Source organism: Mesorhizobium sp. M0037 (assembly GCF_040323635.1).
In the GTDB taxonomy this organism is placed as follows: domain Bacteria; phylum Pseudomonadota; class Alphaproteobacteria; order Rhizobiales; family Rhizobiaceae; genus Mesorhizobium.
In genome coordinates, this window is sequence record NZ_JAMYVB010000014.1 from 1 (window position 1) to 15,287 (window position 15,287).

At 63.5% G+C, this 15,287-nt stretch carries 14 protein-coding genes; 8 read left to right on the top strand and 6 right to left on the bottom strand.

The features are described from left to right. Positions 1-183: 183 nt before the first annotated feature. The gene (locus tag NKJ78_RS20570) at positions 184-1,761 is read right to left on the bottom strand and encodes a trimethylamine methyltransferase family protein (RefSeq protein ID WP_023739082.1); all 1,578 of its coding nucleotides are present in this window, start codon (positions 1,759-1,761) and stop codon (positions 184-186) included. A gap of 271 nt (positions 1,762-2,032) precedes the next feature. Between NKJ78_RS20570 and NKJ78_RS20575 the strand changes: the two genes are divergently transcribed. The 5 genes from NKJ78_RS20575 (at position 2,033) to NKJ78_RS20595 (ending at position 8,267) form a co-directional block, all read left to right on the top strand. Further along, the gene (locus NKJ78_RS20575) at positions 2,033-3,208 is read left to right on the top strand and encodes an MFS transporter (RefSeq protein WP_023739081.1); all 1,176 of its coding nucleotides are present in this window, start codon (positions 2,033-2,035) and stop codon (positions 3,206-3,208) included. 147 nt (positions 3,209-3,355) lie between these two features. Continuing rightward, positions 3,356-4,513, top strand: a complete 1,158-nt coding sequence (locus NKJ78_RS20580) for an MFS transporter (RefSeq protein WP_352445985.1) — start codon at positions 3,356-3,358, stop codon at positions 4,511-4,513. Positions 4,514-4,610: 97 nt separating this feature from the next. Beyond that, complete coding sequence (locus tag NKJ78_RS20585) at positions 4,611-6,680, top strand: prolyl oligopeptidase family serine peptidase (RefSeq protein ID WP_352562620.1); 2,070 nt, start codon at positions 4,611-4,613, stop codon at positions 6,678-6,680. A gap of 32 nt (positions 6,681-6,712) precedes the next feature. Beyond that, positions 6,713-6,835 carry a hypothetical protein gene (locus NKJ78_RS20590; protein WP_023670422.1) on the top strand — a complete coding sequence of 41 codons (123 nt, stop codon included), beginning with the start codon at positions 6,713-6,715 and terminating at the stop codon, positions 6,833-6,835. 52 nt (positions 6,836-6,887) lie between these two features. Continuing rightward, positions 6,888-8,267, top strand: a complete 1,380-nt coding sequence (locus NKJ78_RS20595; RefSeq protein WP_023739079.1) for an aspartate aminotransferase family protein — start codon at positions 6,888-6,890, stop codon at positions 8,265-8,267. A gap of 425 nt (positions 8,268-8,692) precedes the next feature. On the opposite strand, the gene mmsB is transcribed toward NKJ78_RS20595, so the two are convergent. The 3 genes from mmsB to NKJ78_RS20610 all read right to left on the bottom strand — a co-directional run bounded on the left by mmsB (position 8,693) and on the right by NKJ78_RS20610 (position 11,235). Next, entirely contained in the window at positions 8,693-9,577 is an 885-nt protein-coding gene (gene mmsB / locus NKJ78_RS20600; RefSeq protein ID WP_023739078.1) for a 3-hydroxyisobutyrate dehydrogenase, read from the bottom strand. A gap of 84 nt (positions 9,578-9,661) precedes the next feature. Further along, complete coding sequence (locus NKJ78_RS20605; protein ID WP_023691031.1) at positions 9,662-10,030, bottom strand: four helix bundle protein; 369 nt, start codon at positions 10,028-10,030, stop codon at positions 9,662-9,664. Between the two features lie 35 nt (positions 10,031-10,065). Next, the gene (locus tag NKJ78_RS20610) at positions 10,066-11,235 is read right to left on the bottom strand and encodes an isobutyryl-CoA dehydrogenase (protein WP_023739077.1); all 1,170 of its coding nucleotides are present in this window, start codon (positions 11,233-11,235) and stop codon (positions 10,066-10,068) included. A 148-nt stretch (positions 11,236-11,383) separates the two neighbouring features. On the opposite strand from NKJ78_RS20610, the gene NKJ78_RS20615 reads away from it, so the two are divergent. Beyond that, positions 11,384-11,992, top strand: a complete 609-nt coding sequence (locus NKJ78_RS20615; RefSeq protein ID WP_352459147.1) for a dimethylsulfonioproprionate lyase family protein — start codon at positions 11,384-11,386, stop codon at positions 11,990-11,992. Between the two features lie 2 nt (positions 11,993-11,994). Continuing rightward, positions 11,995-13,470 (top strand): cobyric acid synthase, encoded by a 1,476-nt coding sequence (locus NKJ78_RS20620; protein ID WP_352459146.1) that lies wholly within the window; start codon positions 11,995-11,997, stop codon positions 13,468-13,470. A gap of 148 nt (positions 13,471-13,618) precedes the next feature. Here NKJ78_RS20620 and NKJ78_RS20625 read toward each other — a convergent pair whose 3' ends face one another. Together NKJ78_RS20625 and NKJ78_RS20630 are read right to left on the bottom strand one after the other, a co-directional pair. After that, entirely contained in the window at positions 13,619-13,789 is a 171-nt protein-coding gene (locus tag NKJ78_RS20625; RefSeq protein WP_023670429.1) for a hypothetical protein, read from the bottom strand. Between the two features lie 52 nt (positions 13,790-13,841). Further along, complete coding sequence (locus NKJ78_RS20630; protein ID WP_023707858.1) at positions 13,842-14,627, bottom strand: TSUP family transporter; 786 nt, start codon at positions 14,625-14,627, stop codon at positions 13,842-13,844. A 196-nt stretch (positions 14,628-14,823) separates the two neighbouring features. Here NKJ78_RS20630 and NKJ78_RS20635 point away from each other — a divergent pair, with 196 nt between their 5' ends. Then, complete coding sequence (locus NKJ78_RS20635; RefSeq protein WP_023688142.1) at positions 14,824-15,255, top strand: TerB family tellurite resistance protein; 432 nt, start codon at positions 14,824-14,826, stop codon at positions 15,253-15,255. Positions 15,256-15,287: the final 32 nt, after the last annotated feature.

A 15,287-nucleotide genomic window follows, 5' to 3' on the forward strand; every position in this document is an offset into this window, starting at 1 on the left:
CGGGCCCGCGGCCCGCCCCCCCCCCCCCCCCCGGGCGCGTGTGTGCGTGCCCCCCCCCCCCACTTCCCGCGCCCCTACCCCCCCCCGCCGGCGGGGGGGGTGGGGGGCCCCCCGCAGCGCGGGGGGGGGGGCCTCGACTGTTCATCAGATCCATACGAATAATCAGTTCATCAACATTATTGATCAAAAATCGGTCGGCGCGCCGCCTTCGGACGTGCGCTTTTCGACGAAGTCGTTGAGCTCTTCGCGGATCGCCGGGTCCATATAAGGTTCCTCGTAGGATGCCAGCCGCTCCTTCCAGACCTTGTTGGCCTTTTCCAGCGCGGTCGGCGATCCGGCTTCGGCCCAGGTCTCGAAATTGCGCCAGTCGGAGAGGATGGGCGAGTAGAAGGCTGTCTTGTAGCGGTCCTGCGTGTGCTGGGTGCCGAAGAAATGGCCGCCGGGGCCGACCGACTGGATGGCGTCGAAGCCGAGCGCTTCGTCGGACAGGTCGAGCGGGGTGAGGAACTCGGCCACCATCTGCAACAGGTCGATGTCCAGGATGGTCTTCTCGTAGGAACAGCGCAGGCCGCCTTCGAGCCAGCCGGCGCCGTGCATCATCAGATTGCCGCCGCCCTGGATGGCGCCCCACAGCGAGAACACGCTTTCATAGGCTGCCTGCGCGTCGACGGTGTTGGCGGCGCAGGTATTGGAGGTGCGGTAGGGGATCTTGTAACGGCGGGCAAGCTGGCCGCCGACAAGCTGCGCCTTCATATATTCAGGCGTGCCGAAGGCCGGCGAGCCTGACTTCATGTCGACATTCGAGGTGAAGCCGCCATAGCCAACCGGCGCGCCCTTTCTCACCATCTGGGCAAAGGCGATGCCGGACAGCGCCTCGGCATTTTGCTGCACCAGCGCACCGGCGATGGTCACCGGCGCCATCGCGCCGGACAGAGTGAAGGGCGTGATGACGACGACCTGACCCTTGCTCGACATCTGGATGATGCCTTCCATCATCGGCACATCCAGTTTCAGCGGCGAGTTGGTGTTGATGATGGTGAAGACGGACGGCTCTTCGAGCATCTGCTCATGGCTGATGCCGCGGGCGATCCTGGCGATCTCGATGCCGTCGACATTGCGCTCCTTGCCGAGCGAATAGATGTGGAACACCTTGTCGGTCAGCGTGGCGAGGTCGCGGATGCATTCGAGGTGGCGCACCGACGGGTGGATGTCGGTCGGCTCGACCGGATAGCCGCCGGTGCAGTTCAGGATGTTGTGCATCTGTGCCAGGCGCAGGAAGTTGCGGTAGTCCTGCTGGTTGCCCGGACGGCGGCCGCGATCGAGGTCGGAGCAGTTCGGTGCCGACGCCATCATCGACAGGATCACATTGTTGCCGCCGAAGCGCGCATTGTGCGCCGGGTTGCGGGCATGGAGCGTGAATTCCGACGGGCAGTTGGAGATGAGATCGAGGATCATGTCGCTGTCGAAGCGCACGCGCTCGCTGCCCTCGCGGACATCAGCGCCATTTTCCTTCATGATGCGGCGCGCTTCGTCATGCAGTACGTCGACGCCTATTTCCCTCAAGACGCGCAGCGAGGCGAGGTGGATCGATTCCAGCTCGTCGTCAGAGACCAGCTTGGTCGGCGTTAGCGGATTTCTCAGTTGCCGAAAAGCCGGCTGTTCGAAGGCGGCCGAGCCGCCGGCGCGCTTGCCCGCACGGCCACCGCGACGGGCACGGTCGGTTGCCAAAGGCGGTTCGGCTGGATGCAGGGCGGCGGTCATGATGGTCCTCGTACGATGCTGGTAGCGGGCGGCATAATGGACCGGCGGCTGTCCGACCATTGCGGAGGCGGCGACCACTAGGACGAGGGAAGCGACATGCCCGAACGGCAGTCCGATAGCTGACAACATTGCCGGGGATTGGCGGACAGGACGCGCCCACTGCGGCTCTTGGCGCAAGGGGATTTCAGGCGCGGCCCTTCCTTTCCCTAAATCGAACCGCTAGCTCAGTGGTTTGCCGCTGGATGGGCCGGCAATTCATGTGGAAGGCATCATGGCTGCGACCGGTTCGAGCGATGGCGAAGCAGGGACGCAATGGGCAGCGCTTGCCGGCGTAACTGCCGCCCTCGCGATGTTCGGTGCGGCGCAAGGGCTGAGCTCGCCGCTGTTTACGCTGCTGATGCAGAAGCAAGGCATGTCGCCGGCGCTGATCGGCTTGTCGGCAGCGATGATGCCGCTTGGTCTGATCCTTTCGGCCTCGTTCGTGCCGGCAGCCGTTCGGCTGGTCGGCGCGCGCAACCTGGCTGTGGGTTGCTCATTGATTGGGGCGCTGTGCTTCCTCGGCATCGGCTACCTGCAGGACTGGGTGGGCTGGTTCGTCATCCGCTTCATCATCGGTATCGTCATCAACCCGCTCTATATACTGGGCGAAGTATGGGCGCTGTCGCTGGCGCCGCCGTCGCGCCGCGGCAGGGTGATGGGGGCATTCAACACCGTGCTGGGCGCTGGCTATGCTGCGGGGCCTTTGGTCCTGACCGCGGTAGGGATATCGGGCTGGGTTCCTTTCCTGGTCGGCATGGCCGGCTTCATCCTGTGCGCCGCGATCCTTCGTGCTGTTTCGTCAAGCCTCGCCGGCTTCGAGGATGACTGCCAATTGCCCGGCGGCTTTTTCGGTTTCGCCAGGCTGGCGCCGGCGCTGTTGTTTGCCGTGCTGGTTTCGGCGGCGGTCCAGCAGGGCACCTACGCTTTGATGCCGGTCTTCGGTGCCGCCTATGGCCTGCCCGAAAGGACGCTGGCGGCCCTGGTGATGGCACTGTCGCTGGGAAACATCTTCCTGCAAATCCCGCTCGGCCTGCTGGCCGAGCGTTTCGGCGGGCGGGCGATGATCATCTTCTGTGCGTTGGCGACAACGACCTGCGCGGTTTTGCTGCCGTTGCTGATCACGACGCCGGCGATCTGGCTCGTCCTTCTCGTCATGGGCGCTGTCGGCTACGGCGTCTACACCATGGCGCTGGTGGAGCTCGGCAGCCGCTTCAGGGGAACCGTGCTGGTCGCCGGCAACGCCGCCTTCGCATTGATGTGGGGCGCCGGCGGCATTGTCGGCCCGCCTGGCGCCGGTGCCTTGATGCAGACCATCGGTCCGCTCGGTCTGCCGGTGGTGATCGCCGGCCTCGACGCGCTGCTGGTGAGCTTCGCGCTCTATCGATCGTTCAAGCGCCAAAACTCCTGACGGCCCAAAACTCCTGACAGGCCAAAAACTCCTGACAGGCCCAAAAACTCCTGACAGGCCTTGTCTGGAGCAAACGGTTTTTCCCAGGACGGGGGTTACCCGCGTCGGACAGAAAAGCTAGTCCTGAACCTGGTTTAGGTGCCAATGATGAACCTGGCGGAAGCTGACAACGAGAAGATGCAGTGGGCGGCGATCAGCGGCGTGATCGCGACCGTCTCGGTGTTCGCCATCGCGCAAGGCCTGTCCTATCCGCTGCTGAGCTTCATCCTGCAACGCCAAGGCGTTTCGCCGGCCATCATCGGGCTCTCGGCGGCAATGACGCCGATCGGCTTCATTGTCTCGTCGCCGCTGATCCCGGCACTGGCGCGCCGGTTCGGGGCAGGGCGCACCGCGCTTACCTGCGCGGCGCTTTCGGCTATTGTGCTTGCGCTGATCGGCTGGACGCAGAATGTCTATCTGTGGTTTCCTCTGCGCTTCTTGATCGGGGTGGTGACCAATCCGCTCTATGTCTTGAGCGAAATCTGGGTCATTGCACTGGCGCCGCCATCGCGCCGCGGTCGCGTCATGGGTGTCTATTCAACCATCATCTCGGCCGGCTTCGCTGCCGGGCCGCTCTGCCTGCTCGCTGTCGGCACCGTGGGATGGCCGCCATTCCTGGTGGGGATCGCCGCCTTCATCTTCTGCGGCGCCTGCCTGGCGCTGGTGCTGCCGCGACTGCCGAAGGTCGACGAAGCCGGGCACAGGGTTTCGGTCATGGGCTTCGTGCCACTGGCATGGCTACTGCTGTCGGCGGTGGTCGTTGCCGCCGGTTTCGAACAGGGCGTGCTGGCGCTGCTGCCGGTCTACGGCACGCACTATGGCATCGCGGAAGCGCGCATGTCGGCGCTGCTGTCGGTGATGATCGCAGGCAACATCGCCATGCAGGTGCCGCTCGGCTTGCTGGCGGAACGGCTGACGGCGCGGCTGGTGCGATTCATCTGCGTCGTGGTGACGGTGCTGGGCTGCGCCCTGTTGCCGCTGCTCATCGAGACGCCGCTGATCTGGCCTTGCGTCTTTATCTGGGGCGCGGTCTCCTATGGCATCTACACCATGTCGATCATCGAGCTCGGCGACCGCTTTACCGGCTCGGCGCTGGTCGCCGGCAATGCCGCCTTCTCCCTGATGTGGGGCGTCGGCGGCATCGTGGTGCCGCCGCTGGCGGGTGGCGTCATGGATGTGATCGGCGCCTCCGGCCTGCCGATCACGCTGGGCACGATTTGTCTGGCACTGGCTGTGGCCACGGTCCTGCGCCGGCGGATGGTTTGAGGCCGCATTCCCCCGATGACCTGACGTACCATCTTGAATAAAACCGCTTGCAACGCGATGTAGGCAGGGCTGCCCGCCACTAGCCTGGAGACCATGCGTGACCCAATCGACGACAAAACGCCAGACGGATGCCACCGTGGAGGACAAGTTCCTCTGGTTGGAGGACCGGACCAGCAAGGAATCGCTCGACTGGGTGCATCGCCAGAACGAGATCACCGTGGCCGAACTACAGGGCGATCCGTCCTACCAGGCGGCGTTCGAGACGGCGCTCGACCTGATGACGGCCGAAGACAACATCGCTGTGGGCGCCGCGCTCAACGGCCAAGTCTATAATTTCTGGCAGGACAAGACCAATGTGCTCGGCCTCTGGCGCCGCACGACGGTCGCCTCCTACAAGACCGAAAAGCCCGTGTGGGAGACGATCATCGACTTCGACGTGCTGTCGGCCAAGGAGGGGGTGAAGTGGGTGTTCAGCGGCGCCAGCCGCCTTTACCCCGATTTCAACCTTTGCCTGGTGGCGATGTCGCCGGATGGCGGCGATGCCAGCGAGATGCGGGAATTCGACATCGAGACCAAATCATTCATCGAGGGCGGCTTCCGCGCTCCGGCCTCGAAATCCGGTTTTTCCTGGCTGGACAAGGACACGGTCATTGTCTCGGTTGCCTTCGATGAAGACGACAAGACCCAGTCCGGCTATCCGCGCGTCGTCAAGCTGTGGAAGCGCGGTACCCGGTTGGAGGAGGCGACGCCGATCTTCGAGGCCGAGAAGCAGGATCTCGCGGCCGGCGCGGGGGTCGAGCATGATGGCGACAGGCAGTATTTGTTTCTGGCCCGCACGATCGCCTTCTTCTCCTCGCACAGTTTTCTGCGCCTGCCGTCGGGCGAAAACCGCCGCATCCCGTTGCCCGACGATGTCACCGACAGCACCCTGTTCAAGGGCCGGTTGGTGTTCGGGGTGCGCAGCCCATGGACGGCGCCGGGCGGCACTGAGTGCTTGCCGGACGGCCTCTATTCCTTCGATTTCGAACACTGGATCGACACCGGCGACCTGGGCCCTGTTGAAACCATGCTCGCGCCAGCGCACCGTGTTTCGGTCGCCGGCATTGCCCGCACTCAGGACCGGCTGTTCATCAATCTGATGGACAATGTGCGCGGCAAGGTCGTTGTCGCCGAGCGCAGCGGCGACCGCTGGTCGCTGAAGCCGGTGGCGCTGCCCGAGAACGGCAATGTCGGCATCGCGCATGCCGAGCATTTCGGTTCCAGCGTCTCCTTCTCCTTCACCGATTTCCTGACGCCGAGTTCGATCATCTGGTCGGATGATAACGGGGCGACGCTGGCCACCGTGAAATCGCAGCCGGCTCGGTTCGACGCCGCGCCGCTGGTCTCCGAACAGTTCGAGGCGCGCTCGAAGGACGGCACAATGGTCCCGTATTTCGTCGTCAGGCGGCGCGACCAGAAGGGTCCGGTGCCGACGCTGCTCTACGGCTATGGCGGCTTCGAAATACCGCTGCTGCCCGGCTATGCCGGCGTGCGCGGCAGGCTGTGGCTGGAAAAGGGCAACGCCTATGTGCAGGCCTGCATCCGCGGTGGCGGCGAGTTCGGGCCGGCCTGGCATCAGGCCGCGCTGAAGGGCAATCGCCAGACTGCCTTCGACGATTTCGCCGCGGTGGCGCAGGACGTCGTCAGGCGCGGCATAGCCACGGCTGCTTCCCTCGGCATCCAGGGCGGCTCGAATGGCGGCCTGCTTACCGGCGTTTCCCTGACGCAGCATCCCGAACTGTTCGGCGCCGTCATCATCGAGGTGCCGCTGCTCGACATGCTGCGCTACACCGAACTGCCGCCAGGCGCCTCGTGGATCGGCGAATATGGCGATCCGGCAAAACCGGAAGAAGCCAAGTGGCTCGCCGCCTATTCGCCGTACCATCATGTCTCGGCCGATGCCGTCTATCCCCCGGTGCTGCTCACGACATCGACCGCCGACGACCGCGTCCATCCCGGCCACGTCCGCAAGATGGCGGCGAAGCTGCAGGAAGCAGGTCACGGCAAGACGTTGTTCTTCGAGGAGACGGAAGGCGGCCATGGCGGTCGCGGCGACCGCCGGCCGCAAGCGGCGCAAACCGCCATGAAATACGTGTTCCTGCAAAGGGTATTGAGCGGCACCGCTTGAATTCCGGGCCTCGGGCGGCATAGACTGCCGCCATGGTCTACATGAGCACATCCGGCGCCTTCGGGGTCGCGGTGACACCGTCGCCGCGCACGCTGCGCGCCGAACTGCTCAGGCTGTGCGCCCGCATCGGCTATTCGCCGCCCGCCGTCCTCTGACGAAGTCGCCCCGGCAGCTTGCCGGTTTGATTCCAGAGGAAAGAGCAAACCCATGACTTACCAGAACTATTCGCTGAAGCAGCTTCAGCAGATTGATGCCGCGCATCATCTGCATCCCTTCACCGACCACAAGGAATTGCGCGAGACCGGCTCGCGCATCATCACCCACGCCAACGGCCCGTTCATCTACGATGCCGACGGCACCGAAATACTCGACGGCATGGCCGGGCTGTGGTGCGTCAATGTCGGCTATGGCCGCGACGAGCTGGCCGACGCCGCTTACGCGCAGATGAAGGAATTGCCCTACTACAATTCCTTCTTCAAATGCTCGACGCCGACGCCCGTGCTGCTGTCGAAGAAGCTGGCCGAGCTGGCGCCCAAGGGCATCGCCCAGGTTTTCTACGGCTCCTCCGGCTCGGAGGCCAACGACACGGCGCTGCGGCTCGTGCGCCACTATTGGGTGCTGGAAGGCAAGCCGGAGAAGAACCGCATCATCTCGCGCAAGTCGGCCTATCACGGCTCGACCGTCGCCGGGACGTCGCTGGGCGGCATGGATTTGATGCACAAGCAGCTCGGCGGGGCGGTTCCCAACATCGTCCATGTCATGATGCCCTATGCTTATGAGTTGGCGCTGCCTGGCGAAAGCGACCATGATTTCGGCCTGCGCGCGGCCAAGGCCGTCGAGGACGCCATCCTCGAAGCCGGTGCCGACAAGGTGGCGGCCTTCATCGGCGAGCCGGTGATGGGCGCGGGCGGGGTGAAAATACCGCCGATGAGCTATTGGCCGGAAGTGCAGCGCATCTGCCGCAAATACGATGTGCTTTTGATGCTGGACGAGGTCATCACCGGCTATGGCCGCACCGGCGAATGGTTTGCGGCGCAGACCTTCGGCGTCGAGGCCGACACCATCACCACGGCCAAGGCACTGACCTCGGGCTATCAGCCGCTGTCGGCGCTGCTGGTCGGCGACCGTATCGCGGCGACGCTGGTCGAAAAGGGCGGCGAATTCTACCACGGCTATACCTATTCGGGTCACCCGGTGGCCTGCGCGGTGGCGCTGAAGAATCTCGAGATCATGGAGCGAGAAGGCCTGGTCGACAGGGTCAGGAACGACACTGGACCTTACTTCGCCCAGGCGCTGCAGGAGCGCATTGCCGGCCACGAACTGGTCGGCGAGGTGCGATCGATCGGGCTGATGGGCGCGGTCGAGATCGTCAAGGACAAGGCGACCAAGGAGCGCTTCCTGCCGGCGGGCAGTGCCGCCGTCACCGTCCGCGACCACGCCATCGCGCAAGGCCTGATGCTGCGCGCCACCGGCGACACGATGATCCTGTCGCCGCCGCTGATCTGGACCCGCGCGACGATCGACATGGCTTGCGATCGCATCGCCAAAGCGCTGGATCTGGCGCAAGCGGATTTGCGCAAGAAGTAGATGGAACGACCGCCGGACGCCTTGCAATCAGGGCGCCCGGACTGTGCGCCTGCTTATCGTCAGGGTCGAAGGGGTCAGCGCACCGATCGTGCTGGTCAATGAAGACCATCAGGCAATTCCGAACGCTGCAATCGGAATATAATTCAGACCGAACAGTATAGGACTGCAAAACGCAAAAAACCGCGCTCCATCGGAACGCGGCTTTGCCAGATACGCATGGCATTTCGCCAACAATACACTTGCGAAACTTACGGGCTCCGGTACGCGAGACCTGATCCGGAGCGCCGGGCGGATGCGATGTGTCCGCCTCGCCATCCGTTATATAGGCACATCGTTACCGCCGGGTTATCGAGAGCTTAAGCAAATCTAAATTTGCAATTTTTCCGCGCAATAAAAATCGAGAAAAGCGCTGCCAAATTCGAAACTTATAGAGAACTGCCGCGAAGGAAATTTATGATGCCGGAAAAATCGTCGCCGCCATTTCCCTGGGCGTTGAACAGCGCATAAAGCTGGGCCGCTTCGGCCCCCATCGGCGTCACCGCGCCGGCGCTTTGGGCGGCTTCCTGCGCCAGTTTCAGGTCCTTCAGCATGAGTGCCGCGGCAAAGCCCGGTTTGTAGTCGCGGTTGGCGGGTGAGGCCGGCACGGGACCCGGCACCGGGCAGTAGGTGGTCAGCGACCAGCACTGGCCCGACGAGGTCGAGGCAACGTCGAACAGGGCCTGATGCGAGAGGCCGAGCTTTTCGGCCAGCACGAAGGCCTCTGCGACGCCGATCATCGAAATGCCGAGCATCATGTTGTTGCAGATTTTGGCTGCCTGACCGGCGCCGTCGTCACCGCAATGGACGATGCGGCCTGCCATCGGCTTCAGGACCGGTTCGGCCTTGGCGAAGGCATCCTTGGCGCCGCCGGCCATGAAGGTCAGCGTTCCCGCAGCAGCACCGCCGGTGCCGCCGGAGACGGGGGCGTCGATCGAATGCAGCCCGTGCTTCCTTGCTACGGCATGCGCCTTGCGGGCCGACTCGACATCGATGGTCGAGGAATCAATGAACAGGGCGCCTGGTTTGGCCTTGGGTGCGATGTCCTCGTAGACCGAGAGCACGTGCTTGCCGGCGGGAAGCATGGTGATCACGACATCGGCGTCCTTCACCGCCGCCACGGCATTCGCCATGACAATGACGCCATGCTCGCGGGCGACGGTGAGGTTTTCCGGCATCAGGTCAAAGCCGTGCACCGCGTGCCCCGCGTTGACGAGATTGGCAGCCATCGGGTTGCCCATATTGCCGAGACCAATGAAGGCGATGGTGGTCATAGCGGTGCTCCATGATGAGTAGGCAGTAGGCAGTAGGCAGTAGGCAGTAGGCAGTAGGCAGTAGGCAGTAGGCAGTAGGGCGACCTATTCGGGTGCGAGTTTGATAATAAGTTGGCGAAGCATCTTTCCGATGGCCTCGGCCGCCAGAAGCAGGTGCTCAGCTTGCCCATGCGTGGCAACGCCAATGCGTTGAGCGATTTGGAGGTGTGTCTCGAACTCCTTCAGCGAGCCTTGGGCTATCCTGAGAAATTGCTGATAGGAGCCTCGGTTGTCTCGGCCATAGCCTTCCGCGATGTTTGCAGGGATAGAGGTTGCTGAACGGCGGATTTGGCTGGTCAGCCCATACAATTCCTCTTTGGGCCATGTCTTGGTCAATGAGTAGGTGCTGACAGCCAGATCCATCGCCTGCTGCCATACGATAAGATCCTTGTACGAGTTGATCTTGCCGGTCATCCTTTGCCTACTGCCTACTGCCTACTGCCTACTGCCTACTGCCGTCCAATCAACGCCCGCGCGATGATGACGCGCATGATCTCGTTGGTGCCTTCGAGGATCTGGTGGACGCGCAGGTCGCGCACCAGTTTTTCGATACCGTAATCATGAAGATAGCCATAACCGCCATGCAGCTGCAGCGCCTCGTTGGCGACGTTGAAGCCGATGTCGGTGACGAAGCGCTTGGCCATGGCCGACCATTTGCCGGCATCCGACGCCTTGCGGTCGAGTTTCGAGGCGGCGGCGTAGAGAAAGATCCGCGCTGCCTGCAATTCGGTCTCCATGTCGGCCAACCTGAACTGCAGCGCCTGGAACTGGTTGATCTTCGAGCCGAAAGCCTTGCGCTCGGCGGTATAGGACAGCGCCTTGTCGAGCGCAGATTGCGCGCCGCCGAGCGAACAGGCAGCGATGTTGAGGCGGCCGCCGTCAAGGCCGGCCATGGCGATGCCGAAACCTGCGCCTTCCCCCGACAGCAGGTTTGCAGCCGGCACCTTGCAGTCCTCGAAGATCACCTGGCGGGTCGACTGCATGTGCCAGCCCATCTTGTGCTCGTTGGCGCCGAAGGAGAGGCCGGGCGCATCCTTCGGCACGACGAAGGTGGAAATGCCCTTCGGCCCGTCGGCGCCGGTGCGCGCCATGACAACATAGAGGTCGCTGTCGCCGGCCCCGGAGATGAACTGCTTGGCGCCGTTAAGCACATAGTCGTTGCCGCTCTTCACCGCGCGCGTCTTCAGCGCCGCGGCATCCGAGCCTGAGCCCGGCTCGGTCAGGCAGTAGCTCGCCAGCCATTCCATCGAGGTCAGCTTCGGCAGGAAGCGTTGGCGCTGCTCGTCGTCGCCGAAGCGGTCGATCATCGACGCCGCCATATTGTGGATCGAGATGAAGGAGGAAAACGCCGGATCGGCGTGCGACAGTGCCTCGAAGATCAGCACGGCGTCGAGCCGGCCGAGCGCCGAGCCGCCGACATCGTCCCTGACATAGATGCCGCCGAGGCCGAGCGGGCCGGTCTCGCGGATTACATCGGCGGGAAAGTGTCTTGCCCGGTCCCATTCGAGCGCATTGGGCGCAACGCGATCGGCGGCGAAGGCCTGTGCCATCTCCTGGATGGCGCGCTGTTCCTCGTTGAGCTCGAACTGGCTGGTGCTCGCATCGACCGCGGCGTCCATGGCGTGCTCCCTGTGTTCCCCAGCTGGGGTTGGCTTGCTGGCCTGTTGTTTTTGGCTTTGCGCGCCGCTCAATCTAGACCAATGATGCCGCCGCGCAACCCGGCTCGCCGCGCAGCCGCTGTGCATGAATGGATCAACGGAGCATTGCGTGCCGACATATTTCGACGAATTGCTCGACCGCTTCCATGCCTATCTCCGGGGCGTGGACAACGCGCTGGTGCGGGACGCCGTGACCCGGATCGGCTGGAATATGACGGCGCGCGTGCTCGAAGCGCATCCGCTGCCTTGCCTTGGTCTGCTCGACCGCATTGTCGAACTGGCGCCGCCGGACCCGCAGCCTCTGGTGCAACTGCTGGCGGAGCGTCGTGACGATCTGTGCTGGGGGCAGACCTACAACGCGAGCGATTTTGGTGAAGCGTTCTTGCAAAAATACGGCTGGCTGGAGGTGTTTGGCACGCGCGGCCATTTCGCCAATGAAGAGGTCGCGGCCGGATTGCTGATCCTGGGACCCGGCATCACCTATCCCGACCATCATCACATTGCCGAGGAGATCTACATTCCGCTGACCGGCGGCACCGAATGGCGCATGGGCGAGGGCGGCTTTCACATCCGCCAGGCGGGCGAAATTATCCATCACGCCTCCAATGTCAGCCATGCCATGCGCACCGGCAGCGAACCGTTGCTGGCGCTCTACATCTGGCGCGGCGGGCCGCTGTCGCAGAAGTCGACCGTTTCCGGCGCGCAGGGCAGGGGCTGAGCATGGCCAAGGCGATCATGCTGCAAGGCACGGGTTCGGATGTCGGCAAGACGGTGCTGGTGGCGGGGCTCTGCCGCGCGGCCAGGAATCGCGGGCTGAAAGTCAGGCCGTTCAAGCCGCAGAACATGTCGAACAATGCCGCCGTCGCCGACATTCCGGGCGACAACCGCCCCGGCGGCGGCGAGATTGGCCGTGGGCAATGGCTGCAAGCGCTGGCGTGTGGTGTTCAGCCGACCGTGCATATGAATCCGGTGCTGCTCAAACCCCAGAGCGATATCGGTTCGCAGGTGATCGTGCAGGGCAAGGTGTTCGGCGAGGCGCGAGCGCGCGACTACCAGACAATGAAAGCGGGGCTGATGGACGCCGTGCTGGAGTCCTGGACGAAGGTCGGTGAGGGCGCCGATCTGGTCGTCGTCGAGGGCGCCGGATCGCCGGCCGAAATCAACCTGCGCAGCCGCGACATCGCCAATATGGGCTTTGCCACGCGCGCCGACGTGCCGGTCATCCTGGTCGGCGACATCGACCGCGGTGGCGTCATCGCTTCGGTCGCCGGCACGCATCTGATCCTGCCGGAGGAAGACAGGCGCATGATCGTCGGCTACCTCATCAATAAGTTCCGCGGCGATGTCTCGCTGTTCGACGACGGCATCCGGTCGATCGAAAGCTTCACCGGCTGGCGCTGCTTTGGCGTCGTGCCGTGGCTGAAGGCGGCGGCGCGATTGCCTTCGGAGGATTCGGTCGTGCTCGAACGCCTGGCATCGGGCGAGAAGCGGGCGTTGAAGGTCGCCGTGCCGATGCTTGGCCGCATCGCCAATTTCGACGACCTCGACCCGCTCAAGGCCGAGCCGCAGGTCGAAGTGGTGTTCGTGCCGCCAGGGCAGCGCTTGCCGGAGGATGCCGGCCTGGTGGTCATTCCCGGTTCCAAATCGACGATCGGGGATCTCATGAAATTCCGCGAGAATGGCTGGGATCGCGATCTCCTCGCGCACCGCAAACGCGGCGGCCATATCGTCGGCATTTGCGGCGGTTTCCAGATGCTCGGCCGCCTGGTGCGCGATCCCGATGGCATCGAGGGCAGCGTCACCGAGGCGGAAGGTCTTGGTCTGCTCGACATCGAGACGGTGATGGAACCGGAAAAGACGGTGCGCAATGTCAGCGCGCGCTCGGTGCCGTTCGGCTTGGCGCTCGAGGGCTACGAAATCCATCTCGGCCGCACCACCGGGCCGGACATGGCGCGGCCGTCGGCTGTGATCAACGGCATCGACGACGGTGCCATTTCCGCCGATGGCAAGGTTTTTGGCAGCTATCTGCACGGCCTGTTTTCCGCCGACGCTTTCCGGGCGAGATTCCTGGAAAGCCTCGGCGTGAAAGGCGGCGGCGTCGACTATCGGGCGGACGTGGAAAACGCTCTGGACGAGATCGCAGCCGAACTGGAGCGCCATCTCGATTGCGATGCGATTTTTGGGTTAGCGAGGTAGGGCCGCCCATCGTTTCGTCATCCTCGGGTCTGCGCGTCCGCTTTGCTTCATGGTCATCCTTCCGCGCGGAAGAGCCTAACAGACCATGCATCCAAAGCAAAAGCGCCCGGCTTTGACCGGGCGCTTCGAATGCAGAAGTCGCGGGTGCCTAGGCGCCGCGCATCAGGCAGGCGGCGGCAAGCACGATGTATGCGATGAGGACAATCCACACCGCAGCCAGAGGAATGAACGCAAGAACGCCAAGCGCGGCGAGCACGCCGATGATGGCGATAACTAGGGATATGATGAAAACAAGCTGAGTGGGTGCACTAAGATTCATGTGTGGTCCCTCCAACATGATTCGTACAACGGCACTCTATCAGGCGTGAGGCTTATACACCAATCAGCTGGCGCAATGGGTTCGCCGGGTCGGCCAGCAGCTTCACCGCCAGCGACAGGCAGATGATCACCAGCAGCGGCTTGATCAGCCGGGCGCCGATGCGGATGGCAAGGCTGGCGCCGAGCCGGGCGCCGAGGAACTGGGCGACGCCCATCATCAGCCCGATCTTCCAGTAGACGACGCCGGCGACGGCAAAGACGATGAAGCCGCCAATGTTGGAGGCGAAATTGAGCAGCTTGGTGTGTGCCGTCGCCTTGAGCACGCCGAAGCCGGCAAGGCTGACGAAGGCCAGCATATAGAAGGAGCCGGCTCCCGGCCCGAACAGCCCGTCATAGAAGCCGACCAAAGGGGCGATGACCAGCCCGAACAGGAAGTGCGACAGGCGCTCGGCGCGGTCGACATCGTTCATGTTGGGTTTCACGGCGAAGTAGATCGCGATGGCGATCAAAAGCAGCGGCAGCAGCGCTCGCAGGAGATCACCCGGCACGAATGCCGCCAGCAAGGCGCCGACGGCACTGCCGGCAAGGGCCAGAAGCGCCGATGGCAGCTGTCGGCGCAGATCGACATGGCCATTCATGGCGTAGTGGATGGTCGCCGAAGCGGTGCCGAAAATGCCCTGCAGCTTGTTGGTTCCAAGTGCTGCGACCGGCGGGAAGCCGGCAAGCAGCAGGGCCGGGATGGTGATCAGCCCGCCGCCGCCGGCTATCGAATCGACAAAGCCGGCTGCAAAAGCGGCCAAGGCAAGCATGATGACGGTCTGGGTGGCGAGGTCGAGCATCGGGATTTTCTGAACATTCCGGCGGGAAAGGTGGTGCCGCGCCTTCTCATGGCCATCCGGTTTGCGCAAGGCCGATTCCGCGCTACGTCCATCCAAGCGCGTTGCGCTTGGATTTCCTGTGGTGCATGTCATTATCTCAGTACCGCTGCGCAGTTTTGGGTCATGTGCGCTGGGCGGGCTCGGGAAAGGGACACTGTTGGCGATGGCATTGCTCGACCAGATACGCTCGATCTTCGATGGTGACCCCGGCGTGCGCAAGGTTGCCGACGACCCTGTGCTGTCGGCGGAGCTCTTGATGCTGTTTCGCATGATCCTGGCCGACGGCTCGGTTTCGGAGAGCGAGATGGTCGCCTTCCGGCGCATCTGCAAGGACGCCTTCGGCATCCCGGAAACCAGCATCGACGCGGTCATCGAATATCTCAATGATTTCGGCTACGAGACCAACGGTTCGCAAGCCATTGCGCTGTTCCGCGATCTCGATGTCGAACGGCGCAAGTTGCTGGCGCTCCACATGGCGGAGATCGCCAAAGCCGATTCCAAACTGGCCGAGAGCGAAGTGCGGCTGTTGCGCCGCACGCTCGATTTGCTCGACATCAGCCCGGTCGATGTGGTGAAGCCGGAGGAGTGAGGCAGACCAGGGGCAACGGCCGCCCAGCCGGG

Coding starts and splice junctions, on each gene's coding strand:
- NKJ78_RS20590 (WP_023670422.1), top strand. CDS start 6,713: ATGGTCTACATGAGCACATCCGGCGCCTTCGGGGTCGCGGTGACACCG.
- NKJ78_RS20625 (WP_023670429.1), bottom strand. CDS start 13,789: ATGAATCTTAGTGCACCCACTCAGCTTGTTTTCATCATATCCCTAGTT.
- mmsB (WP_023739078.1), bottom strand. CDS start 9,577: ATGACCACCATCGCCTTCATTGGTCTCGGCAATATGGGCAACCCGATG.
- NKJ78_RS20595 (WP_023739079.1), top strand. CDS start 6,888: ATGACTTACCAGAACTATTCGCTGAAGCAGCTTCAGCAGATTGATGCC.
- NKJ78_RS20570 (WP_023739082.1), bottom strand. CDS start 1,761: ATGACCGCCGCCCTGCATCCAGCCGAACCGCCTTTGGCAACCGACCGT.
- NKJ78_RS20610 (WP_023739077.1), bottom strand. CDS start 11,235: ATGGACGCCGCGGTCGATGCGAGCACCAGCCAGTTCGAGCTCAACGAG.
- NKJ78_RS20575 (WP_023739081.1), top strand. CDS start 2,033: ATGGCTGCGACCGGTTCGAGCGATGGCGAAGCAGGGACGCAATGGGCA.
- NKJ78_RS20605 (WP_023691031.1), bottom strand. CDS start 10,030: ATGACCGGCAAGATCAACTCGTACAAGGATCTTATCGTATGGCAGCAG.
- NKJ78_RS20630 (WP_023707858.1), bottom strand. CDS start 14,627: ATGCTCGACCTCGCCACCCAGACCGTCATCATGCTTGCCTTGGCCGCT.
- NKJ78_RS20580 (WP_352445985.1), top strand. CDS start 3,356: ATGAACCTGGCGGAAGCTGACAACGAGAAGATGCAGTGGGCGGCGATC.
- NKJ78_RS20620 (WP_352459146.1), top strand. CDS start 11,995: ATGGCCAAGGCGATCATGCTGCAAGGCACGGGTTCGGATGTCGGCAAG.